Origin of the sequence: Parvularcula lutaonensis (assembly GCF_014651915.1) — a bacterium.
In the GTDB taxonomy this organism is placed as follows: domain Bacteria; phylum Pseudomonadota; class Alphaproteobacteria; order Caulobacterales; family Parvularculaceae; genus Parvularcula; species Parvularcula lutaonensis.
In genome coordinates this window covers 706,991-721,260 of record NZ_BMXU01000002.1, presented here as the reverse complement: position 1 = coordinate 721,260, position 14,270 = coordinate 706,991, and the positions used below count along the sequence as shown (strand labels likewise).

Genomic DNA, 14,270 nt, shown 5'->3' with positions numbered 1-14,270 from the left:
GGCGCTAAGAGCGGCTTTTCTCGCCTCTCCTCAAGGAGCCTGACATGTCCCTTACTGTCGCCGTCGTCGGAGCCACCGGAATGGTCGGGCAGGAGGTCCTCGCGATCCTCGCCGAGCGCCTTTTCCCGGCCGATGAAGTCCATGCCCTCGCCTCCCGCAACTCGCTGGGCCGCGAAGTGAGCTATGGCGACAAGACACTCAAATGCCAGGACCTCGACCAATACGATTTCAGCAAGGCGACGATCGCGATCTTCGCCGCTGGTGGTGACGTATCGAAGGAGTACGCGCCGAAAGCCGGCAAGGCTGGCTGTATCGTGATCGACAACTCGTCGGCCTTCCGTCTAGACCCTGACGTTCCGCTCGTCGTCCCGGAAGTGAACCCCGACGCAGTCGAGGGTTTCGTGAAGAAGAACATCATCGCGAACCCCAACTGCTCGACGGCGCAGCTCGTCGTTGCGCTCAAGCCGCTCCACGACCGCGCGAAGATCAAGCGGGTCGTGGTCTCGACCTACCAATCCGTGTCCGGAGCAGGTAAGGACGCAGCCGACGAGCTTTTCCGCCAGACCAAGGGCATCTTTGTCGGCGACGACGCGACCTCGGAGAATTTCACCAAGCAGATCGCCTTCAACGTGATCCCGCACATCGATGTCTTCATGGACGATGGTTCGACCAAGGAAGAATTCAAGATGACGGCGGAGACGAAGAAGATCCTCGACCCGTCGATCAAGCTGACGGCCACGGCCGTCCGTGTACCGGTCTTTGTCGGCCACTCCGAAGCGGTGAACATCGAGTTCGAAAACGAGATCTCAGCCGAAGAGGCGACGAGCATCCTGCGCGAGGCACCGGGCTGCCTCGTCGTCGATAAGCGCGAGGATGGCGGCTATGTCACGCCGGTGGAGTGCGTCGGTGACTTCGCCACCTTCATCAGCCGGATTCGCGAGGACCCGACCGTGGAGCACGGGCTGAACCTCTGGGTCGTTTCCGACAACCTGCGCAAAGGCGCGGCGCTCAACGCCGTGCAGATCGCGGAGCTCCTGCTCAATCGCGGCCTCCTTGGCGACAAGGTGCAGATGCACTGATCTCTTGCGGTGATCGCACCGGGCGGTGTCTTCTGACCGATGGACCAGAAGGAACCGCGCCATGCTGATCACCGCCGTCGCCGCTCTCGCACTCCAGGCCCAGACGCCGCCGTCATGCGATGCAGAGGCATACCGGCAGTTCGACTTCTGGATCGGAAGCTGGGATGTCTACGCGGCGAACGACCAGAAGGTCGGCACGAACGTCATCACTTCGGAAGAGAGCGGCTGCCTGCTGGTGGAACGCTGGACCAGTGCGCAGGGCGGCACCGGACAAAGCTATAACTTCTACGATCCTTCGACGGACAAATGGCGGCAGCTCTGGGTCAGTGCCGGTTTCCTGATCGACTATGATGGCGGGCTCGACGAAGACGGTGCGATGGTGCTCGAAGGCACGCTGACCCCGCGCTCGGGCCAGGGTGCGACACCGTTCCGCGGACGATGGACCCCGATGGAAGACGGCAGCGTGCAGCAGACCTTCTGGACCCACGACACCGACACCGGGACTTGGAACGTGTGGTTCGACGCGAACTACCGCCGCAGCACCGACTAGCGAACGGGTGGCGGCACAGGCGTGTTCACTCCGTGAAGCCATTCCGGAGGTCGCATGGCCCAGATCGAAAAACTGAACGCGAACGAACACCAACCAAGCAGCCACGGCGAAGCCCTGGCGATGTCGAACGGCGAGATGGCCATGCGCGTCTGGAACGAAGGCCCGGTCGGCAACAAGGGCGAGCACGCCTCGGGCTACGAAACAATTGGCTACGTGATCGACGGAGAAGCCAAGCTGCATTCCGATGGCACGACCATCCACCTGACCAAGGGTGACAGCTGGCGCGTGCCGAAAGGCGTCAAGCATTGCTACGAGATCGAGGAGAGCTTCCACGCAATCGAAGTCACGAGCCCGCCTGCCCGAAGCGCGGCGCGAGACGGCGCGCACAAGACGTCCGTCACCTAAACGGTCCTTCTTTCCCAAGACCGTCAGTGTCGGGAAAGGTCAACACGTCCCTGACCGATGAATGCGCTATTCACTTTCTCGACACCGGCCGGTGTCCTGACGGCCCTTGCCCTGACCGCAGGGGTCATCCTGCTGGCTGGCATCAGGCTCTCTGCGGTCGCCGACAAGCTGGCCGACCGCACAGGTCTGGGCGAAGCGCTCGTGGGCAGCGTCCTTCTGGGAGCAGCGACATCGCTCTCTGGACTGACGACATCGGTGTCCGCAGCCTGAAACGGGTTTCCGAGCCTCGCTGTGTCGAACTCGCTGGGCGGGATCGCCGCCCAAACGCTGTTCCTCGCCGCGGCAGACATCGCCTACCGCAAGGCCAACCTCGAGCACGCTGCGGCAAGCCTCGAGAACATGCTCCAGGGTACGGTCCTTCTTGGCGCCCTGTCATTGGTGGTGATGGCGGTGGCCGCGCCGGGACTTGAAGTTGCCGGTGTCCACCCCGTCAGCGTGATGGTGGTCGGCTTTTACGTGCTCGGCCTCAAGGTCACCCAGAGTGCGCGGGACGTACCCGGATGGCAGGCCAAGATCACGGCCAACACGCGGCAGGACGAGCCCGAGACGGATGCCGGGAAACTGAGCCTCTCGCGGTTGGTCATCAGCTTCTGTGTTCTCGCAGGGATAACCGCCGTCGCTGGATTCATGGTCAGCCGTGCTGCGGAGGGGGCGATCGAGGTCTTCGGGTTGTCGGAGTCGATCGCCGGAGCGTTCCTCACCGCAATCGTAACGTCACTCCCTGAACTGGTGACTACGGTGGCCGCGGTCCGGCGCGGAGCGTTGACACTTGCGGTCGGTGGCATCATCGGCGGCAATGCCTTCGACGTCCTGTTCATCGCAGCGTCGGACGTCGCCTATCGCGAGGGGTCGATCTACGCCGCGATCGGGAACCAGCAGCTTTTCCTGACCGCTGTGGCGATGGCGATGACCGCAGCGCTGTTGATGGGCCTCCTGAGGCGGCAAGAGAAAGGTCCCGCGGGACTCGGCTTCGAGACCGTTCTCGTGATTGCGCTCTACTTCGCGGGCTCTTCGATACTGGTGATGCGCTGATAGCCGCCGGGAATGGCGTCCGCGCTCTTGAAGGTCAGCATGAAGATCGTACCGCCGAGAGCGAGGACGCCAAGCGTCACGCGGCCCCAGACGGGACGGCGGCGGAACACATATTTGCGGTTGGCGAGGTCGGACATGGCGGCCTCCCTGTTGTCACTGAACAGACAGAAAGGTCGCCGAGAAATAAGGCAGCGATAGGGCAGGCTCGGGGCACGGACGATCCGTGCCCTGCCTTGATCGCTAAGAAGCGGTTACCCGCTTATGCTGCAATGTACTGACCGCCGTTTTGCGACAGGGTCGCCCCGGTGATGAAACCGGCCTCGTCGCTGGCGAGGAAGGCGACCGCCGCCGCAACCTCTTCAGGCTGACCGAGGCGTCCTACCGGGATGCCTGCGACGATGGAGTCCAGGACCTCCTTCTTCATCGCACCGACCATCTCGGTTTCGATGTAGCCTGGGGCAATCGCGTTCACAGTGATCCCCTTGCGCGCGCACTCCTGCGCGAGGGCGCGGGTGAAACCTAGAATGCCTGCCTTCGCCGCCGAGTAATTGCATTGGCCGAACTGGCCTTTCTGGCCATTGATCGAGCTGATGTTGATGATCCGGCCATAGCCGCGGTCACGCATCCCGTTGATGACCGGACGGGTCATGTTGAAAGCGCTGTCAAGGTTGGTCGAGATCACGACAGACCACTGTTCCTTGGTCATCTTGTGGAAGGCACCGTCGCGGGTGATGCCGGCATTGTTCACCAGCACCGACGTGCCACCGAGCTCGCTCTCGATCCGGCCGATCGTCTCCTCGCAAGCCTCGAAACTGGAGACATCGCACTGATAGACCTTGATCCCGAGTTCGTCGGCAGCCTTGTTCGCCGCCTCGGTGTTACCGCCGTAGATCGCCGCGACGTCCATGCCCTCTTCTTTCAGGCGCTTGGAAATGGCGTAACCAATACCTCGGGTCCCGCCCGTGACGATGGCAACTTTGCTCATACTGTCCTCCACGTTTCAGATGCGCGGCTCTCTCGCCGCTAAAAACCTTCGGGCGACCCTTAGCGGGCAATGGGATGATGGCCAGTGGCGAGCGCAGTTGTCCGGGACATTTGAGCGCGATCAGCGCTCACCAGTCGAGAAGCCGACGCTGATGCCGCATTCCTCGGGGAGCGGCTGGCCGGTCCGGCCGTCCTCCACGCCAAAGCCCTCCGCCACCGCACGTTGGCGCTGCTGTTCCGCGAGCAGTTCGTCGCATCGCTCGAGGTCGGCGCCCCGCTGCTCGCGCTTGAGGGCCATGAAATTCTTCACGCAGCGATCACGGGCTTCGTCGCTATCGCGGGTCTTGCAGAGGTCATAGGCCTCCGCGAGATCCAGCCTGTCTGCAGTCGTCGAGCAACCTGGCATCAGGAAAAGACCCGCCGAAGCGATAATGTAAGCGGCAAGGCGCATGGAACCCCCGGACTTGGATCGCCTGCTTTATGCTCGATCGCCGAGCGATCAGGAAGCGTCTTCCTGCAGCTTGGCCTTGGCTTGCGCCACGCAGACGGACTTCAACCGGGGATCGGGCTCGTCGGCGCAGGCCCTCGCGGCTTGGGCCGAGATGTCGCGATCATAGCTCGCGCAGCCCGACACGGCTGCCGCTGCGGCGAGAGCCGCGACGATGGTGACGATCGAGAGTTTCTTCATAGCGGAGCGCCTCCTCGGAATCGTTGGTCCGGAGCCCTCTTGATCGAAGGTGCGGCGCACACGCAACCACGCTGACGGAGATGTCAGAAGAACAAATGGCCCGGGCCGCACCAAACCTATGGCACGGCCCGGAAAATCGCTCAGTGCATGCGCTCGACGCACATGGCGACGCCCATGCCGCCGCCAATGCAGAGGGTCGCAAGGCCCTTGTCGGCCTCGCGGCGCTTCAGCTCGTGCAGGAGCGTGGTGAGGATACGGGCGCCGGATGCGCCGATCGGGTGGCCAAGGGCGATAGCGCCCCCATTGACGTTGACCTTCTCGGGATCCCAACCGAGCTCCTTGCCGACCGAGAGAGCCTGGGCGGCGAAGGCCTCATTGGCCTCGATCAGGTCTAGATCGTTGATCGACCAGCCAGCCTTCTCGAGCGCAAGACGCGATGCCGGGGCCGGGCCGATACCCATGATCGCCGGATCGACGCCGCAATGGGCGAAGCTGGCAATACGCGCCAGCGGGGTGACACCGCGCTTCTCGGCTTCTTCCAGGCTCATCAGCACGAGCGCCGAGGCGCCATCATTGAGGCCCGAAGCGTTGCCCGCCGTGACCGAGCCATCCTTGGTGAAGGCCGGGCGAAGGCCGGCCAGCTTTTCGGCCGTGGTGCCAGCACGGATATACTCGTCCTTGTCGAAGACGATGTCGCCCTTGCGGTTCTTGATGGTGACCGCGGTGATCTCGGCATCGAAGTAGCCCGCTTCCTGGGCCGCGGCGGCTTTCTGCTGCGACAAAGCGGCGAACGCGTCCTGCTCTTCGCGGCTGATGCCGTATTTCGCCGCGAGATTTTCGGCCGTCTGGCCCATGTGGTAGTCGTTGAAGGCGTCCCAGAGGCCATCCACGATCATCGTGTCCACCATGGTCAGCGGGCCCATCTTGGTGCCGTTGCGCATGTTCTGCGCGTGCATGGAAGCCGACATGTTCTCCTGGCCTCCGGCAACGATGATCTTGCCGTCGCCGTTCTTGATGACCTGCGCGCCGAGCATCGCCGCGCGGAGGCCGGAGCCGCAGACCTGATTGATGGTCATGGCAGGCCGCTCCTGCGGGACACCGCCCTTCATCGAGGCTTGGCGGGCCGGGTTCTGGCCGAGGCCAGCGGTGAGCACGTTGCCCATGATGACTTCATCGACATTCTCGCCGTCGACTCCGGCACGCGCGAGCGCCTCCTTGATGACCGCGGCACCAAGATCAGGCGCGCTCACTGGTGCGAGCGTCCCTCCAAAACTGCCAATCGCAGTCCTCGTGGCACTCGCAATCACAACATCGTGGCTCATGAACATCTCCTTCACTTGGCAGGTGCACAACGCATTCGCAGCAAATCACGGCCTGCCAAGGCTTTTCTATTTTGTCACACTAGGCTATCGCTGGTGTCCCTGGCGATAGAGGCGGATCATATGGCTCTCGAACAACCCAACCAGCCCGATGGCAAGCCCGAACCGCAGGATGGCGAGCCGATAGTCATCAAGAAGTATGCAAACCGGCGGCTCTACAACACCGAGAGTTCCACTTATGTGACCCTCGAGACGCTGGCCGCAATGGTGCGTCGCGGTGAGAATTTCGTCGTGGTGGACGCGAAATCAGGCGAGGATCTGACCCGCGCCGTGCTCGCGCAAATCATCTTCGAGCAGGAAACCAAGGGGCAGAACCTCCTGCCCGTCCGTTTCCTGCGCCAGTTGATCGGCCTTTATGGCGACAACCTGCAGAGCTTCGTGCCGAGCTATCTCGAAGCCTCGATGGAAGCCTTCCGCAAGAACCAGGACGCGATGCGCCAGTCCTTGTCCGAAGCGTTCTCGGCCCCCCAAGGCGGGATGCAGATCTTCGAGAACGCCGCACGGCAGAACATGGCGCTGTTCGAGCAGGGCATGGCGATGTTCGGCCTCAAGGTCCCGCAGCACGGCGGCCCGCATGGCGGAGGCGCCCCGGCCAAGGAAGGCGAAGTCGAAGCCCTACGCGAAGAGATCGAGCGGTTGAAGGCCGAGCTGGCGGCGGCGAAGAAGTAAGCCGCGCTAGGGCTGTCTCTTCACCACGCGGAACTTCAAGCTACGGAACGCGAAGCTGATCCACAGCATTCCGCGCAGCAGCGTCAGGAAGCCCGGCGGATAAACTCCCCGGAAATGTGTCGCGAAGTAGAGGTTCATCGACTGCTTCTTGCGACGTTCGATTTCCAGCGGCGAGACTTCGCTCGAGCTTTTGTGATGAATGACCTCGACACCGGGAACATAAACAGCGGTGCCGCCGAGTTTGTTCAGCCTCAGGAAGAAATCCACGTCCTCGACATGGAGGAAGAACCTCCGGTCCATGCCGCCAAGGGCCTCCCACGTGGCGCGGGGAACGAGGAAGCAGGCGCCTGAGAGGCAAGGCACCGGTGTCGGCTTGTCGAGCTTGGGTGCCTCGTGTTCGTTGAAACGGCGAAACGCCGGATGGCGCGGCGCGATCCTGTAAAGCCGGGTCGCTTCAACGAAAGCGTTCCACGGGGTCAGGATGGCCCGGCGGGAGCCGCGCTGCTCCTGGCCGTCGGGATCGCAGAGCCTTGGCCCTGTCGCCCAATGCTCAGTTGCCTGACGTTCGCCCGCCGCCCGGAGCTGTGCCGCCGCTTCGATCGGCAGGATGGCATCGGGGTTGAGGAACAGGAGGTGCGTGCCCCTTGCTTGCTCTGCGCCGAGATTGCAGCCTGCCGCGAAGCCGATATTTCCATGCCCGGTCAGAAGCGACATGCGCGGCTCCGCCTCCGCCCGCTTGGCAAGCTGGTCGGTGACCTCTTTCGGGTTGCCGTTATCGACGACGATGACTTCGCCCACTCCCCCCGCGGAGAGTGCGCTTTCAAGGCAGCGCCAAAGGATAGCGCCTGTCCGGAAGCTGACGATCACCACAGAGATCATCAGGACCGCTCCGCCGCGACAGCCTTGAGGCCGCAGACCGAGAGAACGGTCGCCGACCAGGTGTAGACGCTCCACAGGTCGGTATCGATCGTCACGAAGACGAGGAGGACCGCGCCCAGTGCAGCGATCGCCGCTGCCACGTCAGGTCGCCATGTCCGCCTCAGCAACACCTGCGCACCGAGAACGACCGCTGCCAGGGTCAGTCCGTATCCCAACAGCCCGAATTCGTAGAGGATCTGGATCGGGACGTTGTGCGGATGGGCCGAGACGAGAGAGACATCCGTGCCGCTCGCAAGGGCGATCTTGCCGAGTTCCGGCGAGAGCGTATGGGTGGCACGGGCACCTGCGCCAAAGAGCGTGCGCCCCTCGACCCAGAGGTCGAGAACCTGCCGCCAGATAATCAGCCTATGGACGGTCGAGTCCGGCAGCGCGGTGATCTGCGCAAGCCTGTCGACACCGGGCAAGAAGGCGGCAAGGGCGAAGGGAGCTGCCAGCGCGCCGCCCCAAAGAGCGATGAGCGCCTTCAGTCCGACCACCTGCCGGAGTCCCGTCACGGCAAAGGCGACGATGCCTGCGATGAGAGCGACGCCGTTCGCAAGAATGCCCCCAGCCGCGGCCCCGAAGCCCGCAATCAGACCGGTACTGCGCACGATCGCCCTGCCCCTCGCCTGTCGCGAAAGCGTCAGCACCGCTGGGGGCAACATGAGAAGGATGAGGCTGAGCCCACGGGCCGAGCCGATCGCATCCTTCGCCGGGAGGTTCTCCGGCGGCACGGCTTCCCTGATCGCATTGCCGAATGCGATATCGATCGTGACAAGGAGGAGTGCCGCGAAAACACCGAGCGCAAAGATGGGCGCCTCCACGACCCGGAAGCGTAGCATCTGTATACTGACGAGGACGAGGATTGCATGCCCGGCAACGTCGCCGGGACCGCGCGGCGACGGGGTCCAAAGGAGGGTCACGGCGGCCCAACCGAGAAGGGCGAGAATGAACCAGCTCCAGCGCGGCAGGTCGAGCCACGCGCGCGGCTGGCCTAGCGCCAGAACCCCGGCAGGGAGCCAGAAGGCCAGCTGCACGATCCAGAGCGCCCGGAACGAGAAAAGCAGCGTCGGTGCGAGCGCCGCCGCTGCGAAGATCATCCAGACGCGCCAGAAACTTCCGGTCACCGAAGATCTGGAGGCGTCGCTTCCTTGACCAGTTCGTCAATGGCCTGATCGAGGGAGATGGTGCGGTTTTCCTTCGAGCCGAGGCGACGGATCGAGACCGTCCGCTCTTCGGCTTCGCGGCCACCGCAGACGAGGATAGCGGGCACCTTGGCATTGGAGTGCTCGCGAACCTTGTAGTTGATCTTTTCGTTGCGGGTGTCCGCCTTGGCGCGCAGCCCGACCTTGGTCAGCGCCTCAGCAACTTCCTGGGCGTAGGCGTCAGCGTCGGAGGTGATGGTCGTCACCACGGCCTGGGTCGGCGAGAGCCACAGGGGCATCCGGCCTGCATGGTTTTCAATCAGCATGCCGATGAAACGCTCCATCGATCCGAGGATGGCGCGGTGGAGCATCACAGGGCGCTGCTTGGAGCCGTCCTCGTCGATGAAGGTCGCATCGAGGCGTTCGGGAAGCAGCGGGTCGAGCTGGAGCGTGCCGCACTGCCACGACCGGCCGATCGCGTCGCGCAGGTGGTATTCGAGCTTGGGCGCGTAGAAAGCCCCCTCGCCCTCCAGCACCTCGTAGTCGAGCCCGGCATCGGTGAGGGCATCGCCCAGCACCCTTTCCATACGGTCCCACTCTTCATCGGTCCCGATCCGCATCTCCGGCCGGGTGGCGAGCGCGATGCGGACGTCTTCGAAACCGAGATCTTCGTAAACGGACGATGCGAGCGCGCAGAACTTCTTCGTCTCCTCGGCGATCTGGTCCCAGCGGCAGAAGATATGCGCGTCGTCCTGGGTGAACTGGCGCACACGCATGATGCCGTGAAGCGCGCCGTGCGGCTCGTTCCGGTGGCAGCAGCCGAACTCGGCCATGCGCATGGGCAGGTCACGGTAGGACTTGATGCCCTGATTGAAGATCTGCACGTGCGCCGGGCAATTCATGGGCTTGAGCGCCATGAGCTTGGCGTCCGGATCGAAGGTCGCCCCGTCGCTGACCGTATCCGGAACATCGTCGGGGACGACGAACATGTTCTGGGAATACTTGCCCCAGTGGCCCGATTTCTCCCACAGCTTTGCGTCGATCAGCTGTGGGGTTTTCACCTCGACATAGCCGTCATCGTTCAGCCTGCGTCGGATATAGGCCTCGAGCTCCACCCACATTGTGTAGCCATTGGGATGCCAGAAGACCGAACCCTGCGCCTCGTCCTGGAGGTGGAAGAGGTCCATTTCCTTGCCGAGCTTGCGGTGGTCGCGCTTCTCGGCCTCTTCGAGGCGGTGGAGGTATTGCTTGAGCTGCTTCTCGTTGGCCCAGGCCGTGCCGTAGATGCGCTGCAGCACGGCGTTGCGGTGGTCGCCGCGCCAGTAGGCACCTGCCAGCTTCATCAGCTTGAACGCCTTGCCGATATGCTTCGTGGACGGAAGGTGCGGACCACGGCAGAGATCGTACCAGTCGCCGTGGTGGTAGACCTTGATCTCCTCGTCCTCTGGCAGGTCGCGGATGATCTCGGCCTTGTAGTGCTCGCCCAGCGCTTCAAAGCGGGCAATCGCCTCGGCGCGCGGCCAGACTTCCTTACGGGTGGGAAGGTCGGCGTCGACGAGCTCTTTCATTTTCTGTTCGATCTTCTCGAAATCCTCCGTCGAGAAGGGTTCGTCGCGGGCGAAGTCGTAGAAGAAGCCGTCCTCGATCACCGGGCCGATCGTCACTTGCGTGTCGGGGTACAGGGCCTGCACCGCCTGGGCCAGGAGGTGCGCGGCGTCGTGGCGGATGAGTTCGAGCCCCTCCTCGTCGTCCCGGGTCACGAGTGCGACCTGCGCGTCCTTCTCGACGACGTGGTCGAGATCCATGAGCTCACCATCGACCTTCATGGCGATGGCCTTCTTGGCGAGGGATTTCGAGATGTCGGCAGCGATGTCCGCGCCGGATACGGGGTGGTCATAGGCGCGTTCTGCGCCGTCAGGTAGCGTGATGACTGGCATGATGGTCTCTGTCGTACAGAAGAACGGTGTGCGCCGCACCTTTCCCTGAGGTCAAGGCTTGGCGCGGATTCCGGCGCTGAAAAGGGACTCAGGGAACCGGGTCGTAGCCCCATGTCCCGCCGGGGCGGCAGTTGCCGAGCCGCTTGGCTGTCAGCCGCGCTGCTTTCAGCGGCGGGTGCTTGGCGAAAGCTTCGAGCGCATAGGCGGAGCATGTCGGCTCATGCCGGCAGCGGACCCCGACGAGGTGGAGAAACGGGCTGAGCGTATAGCGGTAGGCGATGATCGCGCCTCGGGCCGCCCGGTCAAGCAGCATCCCTGGCCTCGGCTTCATCGAGGGCATCGACCACAGCGCCGAAGACCAACAGCGTCGAGGCGTGCCGGGCCGGATACTCCGCAATCGGCCTCAGCACGTCGAGCGAGGAGAAGCGTCCCGTTGGCGCTGGTCCGCCTTCACGCAGCATCTTCTCCATCACCGGCTGGAGGGCCCGGAGCTCTTCGGCTGTCGAGCCGTTCAGCAGCCCCGACAGCAGCGACGAAGATGCCTGTCCCAAGGCGCAGGCTTTCACCCTGAGCGCATGGTCGCGGACGACACCGTCTTCCAGGAGGAGATCCACTTCGACCTCCGAACCGCACACCTTCGAGGTCCTGCGGCCCTGCCCGGAGGGGGCATCCAGACGAGCTGCAGGGGGGAGCGAGGCTGCGGCTTCGAGCAGGCGGTTCGAATAGAGATCATCCATCGCCCAAGAGATAGGCGATCAAAGCGCCGAAAAGAAGCCCGTCGGCCTCCGCACCGGCGAAACTGTAAGGGAAAGCGATCACTCCGCTGGCGGCTGGAAGATTGCGAGGCGATTGCCCTCGGGGTCCTTGAACCAGGCGAAGCGGCCCCTGTCGCCGGGGATATCGATGGGGCCGACCTCGATTTCACCGCCCGCGGCCTTGATCTTCTCGCAATGAGCGTCGCAATCGGCGACCTGCATGTAGACCATGACGTAGTTGTGCGGCTCATGGCCAAGCGCGGTGATGGCGCCGTCGATGCCGCCCTCGCCGGTGGAGACTTCGGTGCTCAAACCTGTGTCATGGCCGGACCAGCCGAAGACGTCCCGGTAGAATGCAACGGTCCTGTCGCGGTCCTTGCAACCGATATCGAAACGGACAACCGGATTGGCCATGGCGGGATCCCTCCAACTGCAGGGGAGGAGCTTCGAACGGCCGGTGCGAAGCTACAACCGCGAACCGCAGGTCAGCCTCGCCGCCAGGTCGCTCCGCCAGGGTTGTCCTCGATGATGATGCCTTCGGCTGAAAGCTGGTCACGGATTTCGTCGGCTCGAGCGAAATTCTTGGCCGCCCGCGCTGCGGCCCGTTCGGCCAACAGCGCGTCAATTCGCGCATCGTCCGCGGAAGCCCCACCCTTGAACCAGGCCGCTTCGGTCTCCCGCATCAGGCCGAGGAGCCGCCCTGCGGCACGCAGGCCCGACTTGGCCTCGGCATCGCCTGCCTGTGCTCTCTCACGCAGCTCATGCATCGCGGCAAATGCCGCGGGCGTATTGAGGTCATCGCTCAATGCTTCGAGGACGGATGAGGGCACATCGCCCGGCTCCGCGTCGCCTGCCGCGCGATAGAACTTGTCCAGCTGCGCCTTCGAGGCCTCGAGGAGCTGGTCCGACCATTCGAGGGGCTGGCGGTACTGTGCGGAGAGAAGCGCCATGCGCAGTACCTCGCCGTGCCATTCCTCGAGAAGCTCCGTAGGCGTCACGATATTGCCAAGAGACTTCGACATCTTCGTATCGCCCATGCGCAGCATCCCATTGTGCATCCAGTGCCGGGCGAGGGGCACGCCGCCGAGATCAGTGGCGCAGCAGCTCTGGGCGATTTCATTCTCATGGTGCGGGAAGCGCAGGTCGAGACCGCCGAGATGGAGGTCGATCGGCGCACGGAGATTCTCTTCGATCATCGCGGAGCATTCGAGGTGCCAGCCCGGCCGCCCCTTCCCTTCGATGCCCCAAGCCTCGGGAGCATCCCAACCGGGCTCGCCTTCCTTGGCGGGCTTCCACAGCACGAAATCCGCAGGATCGCGCTTGTATGGCGCGACCTCCACCCGCGCTCCAGCGATGATGTCGTCGCGGTTCAAACGACTGAGGCTACCGTAACCGGGGAACGCCTGGGTGTCGAAAAGCACATGATCCTCGGCGACATAGGCGAAGTCCTGCTCCAGGAGGCTCGTCACCATCGACTGCATGGCATCGATGTGGCCCGTGGCCTTCGGCATCATGTCCGGCAGGTCGCAGCCCAGAGCCTCGAGATTCGAAAGATAAGCCTCGGTTGCCCGCGCCGTGATGATCTCGATATCGACGCCTTCCTCGTTGGCGGCGGCGATGATCTTGTCATCGATATCGGTCAGGTTCCGGGCGTAAACGACGTTTTTCTCGCCATAGACCTCGCGGAGAAGGCGCACCATCTGGTCCGCAACCACCCCTGCCCGCGCATTCCCGATATGTGGCGGCGCATAGACCGTTGGTCCGCAGCAATAGACCGTCACCCGCTCCTCTTGTGCAGGGCGGAACTCGACCTTCTCGCCGCGGAAGGTGTCGTGGACATGGATCTTCTGGCTCATGGGTTTTCCATGCCCTGAGCCTTGCCGGGACGCAACGTCGCGGCGCAAAGGTTGGCGTTTTGCGCCCTGATCGCCATATATTCCGGAGCCGCCCACTCGAGGAGCGAGGGAAAAGTTGCGGCTCAATCGGTGCCTGAAAGGGCCCCCGAACAGTTAGGACAGACCTTCCATGAGCGTCATTGCCTACGATGAGAGCGTGGTTCCCACGCCCGAAGAAGAAACTTACGTCTCCAGCCGACCCAGCCGCCACGAAGCCGAAGAGGCCGTGCGGACGCTGATCCGCTGGGCCGGGGACGATCCGACACGAGAAGGACTGCTCGACACGCCGAAGCGCGTCGCGAAGGCCTATGAAGAGTGGTTCGGCGGATACCGCGAAGACCCCGAGGCAATCCTCGCCCGGGTCTTCGAGGAAGTCGAAGGCTATGACGACATCGTCCTCCTGAAGGACATTCGCGTCGAGAGCGTCTGCGAGCACCACATGGCGCCGATCATTGGCAAGGCCCACATCGCCTACCTGCCGGACAGGCGCGTGGTTGGCATCTCCAAGCTTGCGCGTCTTGTCGATATCTACGGCAAGCGCATGCAGGTGCAGGAAAAGATGACGGCCCAGATCGCCGACACCCTGCAAAAGGTCCTGAAACCCCGCGGTGTCGCCGTGATGATCGAGGCTGAGCACCAGTGCATGTCCACCCGCGGGGTGCACAAGCACGGCGTCGATACGGTGACGACGCGCTTCACCGGCGCTTTCAAGGATGACCCCAAGATGGAAGAACGCTTTCTGCGGCTCGCGGGCAAGTAACCTGCTGTCGGTCA

At 63.4% G+C, this 14,270-nt stretch carries 19 protein-coding genes; 7 read left to right on the top strand and 12 right to left on the bottom strand.

The features are described from left to right. The first annotated feature begins 44 nt into the window (after positions 1 to 44). The 5 genes from IE053_RS11835 (at position 45) to IE053_RS11820 (ending at position 3,126) form a co-directional block, all read left to right on the top strand. Positions 45 to 1,079, top strand: coding sequence for an aspartate-semialdehyde dehydrogenase (locus IE053_RS11835; protein ID WP_189576230.1), 1,035 nt, complete (start codon positions 45 to 47; stop codon positions 1,077 to 1,079). Positions 1,080 to 1,140: 61 nt separating this feature from the next. Next, positions 1,141 to 1,629, top strand: coding sequence for a hypothetical protein (locus IE053_RS11830; RefSeq protein WP_189576222.1), 489 nt, complete (start codon positions 1,141 to 1,143; stop codon positions 1,627 to 1,629). Positions 1,630 to 1,683: 54 nt separating this feature from the next. Beyond that, entirely contained in the window at positions 1,684 to 2,034 is a 351-nt protein-coding gene (locus tag IE053_RS11825) for a cupin domain-containing protein (protein WP_189576220.1), read from the top strand. Between the two features lie 57 nt (positions 2,035 to 2,091). Next, complete coding sequence (locus IE053_RS14510) at positions 2,092 to 2,304, top strand: hypothetical protein (RefSeq protein WP_229786204.1); 213 nt, start codon at positions 2,092 to 2,094, stop codon at positions 2,302 to 2,304. A 21-nt stretch (positions 2,305 to 2,325) separates the two neighbouring features. Beyond that, on the top strand, positions 2,326 to 3,126 hold the full coding sequence (locus IE053_RS11820; protein ID WP_229786203.1) for a sodium:calcium antiporter: 801 nt from the start codon (positions 2,326 to 2,328) through the stop codon (positions 3,124 to 3,126). Here IE053_RS11820 and IE053_RS11815 read toward each other — a convergent pair. From IE053_RS11815 to IE053_RS11795, 5 genes are all read right to left on the bottom strand, one after another. Continuing rightward, a complete protein-coding gene (locus IE053_RS11815) occupies positions 3,090 to 3,263 on the bottom strand; it encodes a hypothetical protein (RefSeq protein WP_189576218.1) in 174 nt (57 codons plus the stop codon). The genes IE053_RS11820 and IE053_RS11815 overlap by 37 nt on opposite strands. A gap of 122 nt (positions 3,264 to 3,385) precedes the next feature. Further along, on the bottom strand, positions 3,386 to 4,111 hold the full coding sequence (gene phbB / locus IE053_RS11810) for an acetoacetyl-CoA reductase (RefSeq protein ID WP_189576216.1): 726 nt from the start codon (positions 4,109 to 4,111) through the stop codon (positions 3,386 to 3,388). Between the two features lie 120 nt (positions 4,112 to 4,231). Continuing rightward, complete coding sequence (locus IE053_RS11805) at positions 4,232 to 4,561, bottom strand: hypothetical protein (protein ID WP_189576214.1); 330 nt, start codon at positions 4,559 to 4,561, stop codon at positions 4,232 to 4,234. Positions 4,562 to 4,609: 48 nt separating this feature from the next. Further along, positions 4,610 to 4,798 carry a hypothetical protein gene (locus tag IE053_RS11800; RefSeq protein WP_189576212.1) on the bottom strand — a complete coding sequence of 63 codons (189 nt, stop codon included), beginning with the start codon at positions 4,796 to 4,798 and terminating at the stop codon, positions 4,610 to 4,612. A gap of 140 nt (positions 4,799 to 4,938) precedes the next feature. Continuing rightward, entirely contained in the window at positions 4,939 to 6,120 is a 1,182-nt protein-coding gene (locus IE053_RS11795) for an acetyl-CoA C-acetyltransferase (protein ID WP_189576210.1), read from the bottom strand. A gap of 120 nt (positions 6,121 to 6,240) precedes the next feature. Between IE053_RS11795 and phaR the strand changes: the two genes are divergently transcribed. Continuing rightward, on the top strand, positions 6,241 to 6,846 hold the full coding sequence (gene phaR / locus IE053_RS11790) for a polyhydroxyalkanoate synthesis repressor PhaR (RefSeq protein WP_189576208.1): 606 nt from the start codon (positions 6,241 to 6,243) through the stop codon (positions 6,844 to 6,846). A gap of 6 nt (positions 6,847 to 6,852) precedes the next feature. Here phaR and IE053_RS11785 read toward each other — a convergent pair whose 3' ends face one another. From IE053_RS11785 to cysS, 7 genes are all read right to left on the bottom strand, one after another. Then, positions 6,853 to 7,725: a glycosyltransferase family 2 protein gene (locus IE053_RS11785; protein WP_189576206.1), complete on the bottom strand. Its 873-nt coding sequence runs from the start codon at positions 7,723 to 7,725 to the stop codon at positions 6,853 to 6,855. Then, the gene (locus tag IE053_RS11780; RefSeq protein ID WP_189576204.1) at positions 7,725 to 8,891 is read right to left on the bottom strand and encodes an O-antigen ligase family protein; all 1,167 of its coding nucleotides are present in this window, start codon (positions 8,889 to 8,891) and stop codon (positions 7,725 to 7,727) included. The genes IE053_RS11785 and IE053_RS11780 overlap by 1 nt, the downstream gene beginning before the upstream one ends. Then, entirely contained in the window at positions 8,888 to 10,846 is a 1,959-nt protein-coding gene (gene thrS / locus IE053_RS11775) for a threonine--tRNA ligase (protein WP_189576202.1), read from the bottom strand. Before thrS ends, IE053_RS11780 begins: the two co-directional genes overlap by 4 nt. 88 nt (positions 10,847 to 10,934) lie before the next feature. After that, positions 10,935 to 11,159, bottom strand: a complete 225-nt coding sequence (gene yidD, locus IE053_RS11770; RefSeq protein ID WP_189576200.1) for a membrane protein insertion efficiency factor YidD — start codon at positions 11,157 to 11,159, stop codon at positions 10,935 to 10,937. After that, positions 11,149 to 11,583, bottom strand: a complete 435-nt coding sequence (locus IE053_RS11765; RefSeq protein ID WP_189576198.1) for an iron-sulfur cluster assembly scaffold protein — start codon at positions 11,581 to 11,583, stop codon at positions 11,149 to 11,151. The genes yidD and IE053_RS11765 overlap by 11 nt, the downstream gene beginning before the upstream one ends. A 78-nt stretch (positions 11,584 to 11,661) precedes the next feature. Beyond that, positions 11,662 to 12,015, bottom strand: a complete 354-nt coding sequence (locus tag IE053_RS11760) for a VOC family protein (protein WP_189576197.1) — start codon at positions 12,013 to 12,015, stop codon at positions 11,662 to 11,664. Between the two features lie 71 nt (positions 12,016 to 12,086). Continuing rightward, on the bottom strand, positions 12,087 to 13,457 hold the full coding sequence (gene cysS / locus IE053_RS11755) for a cysteine--tRNA ligase (protein ID WP_189576195.1): 1,371 nt from the start codon (positions 13,455 to 13,457) through the stop codon (positions 12,087 to 12,089). 169 nt (positions 13,458 to 13,626) lie between these two features. Here cysS and folE point away from each other — a divergent pair, with 169 nt between their 5' ends. Continuing rightward, a complete protein-coding gene (folE, locus tag IE053_RS11750; RefSeq protein WP_189576194.1) occupies positions 13,627 to 14,256 on the top strand; it encodes a GTP cyclohydrolase I FolE in 630 nt (209 codons plus the stop codon). Positions 14,257 to 14,270: the final 14 nt, after the last annotated feature.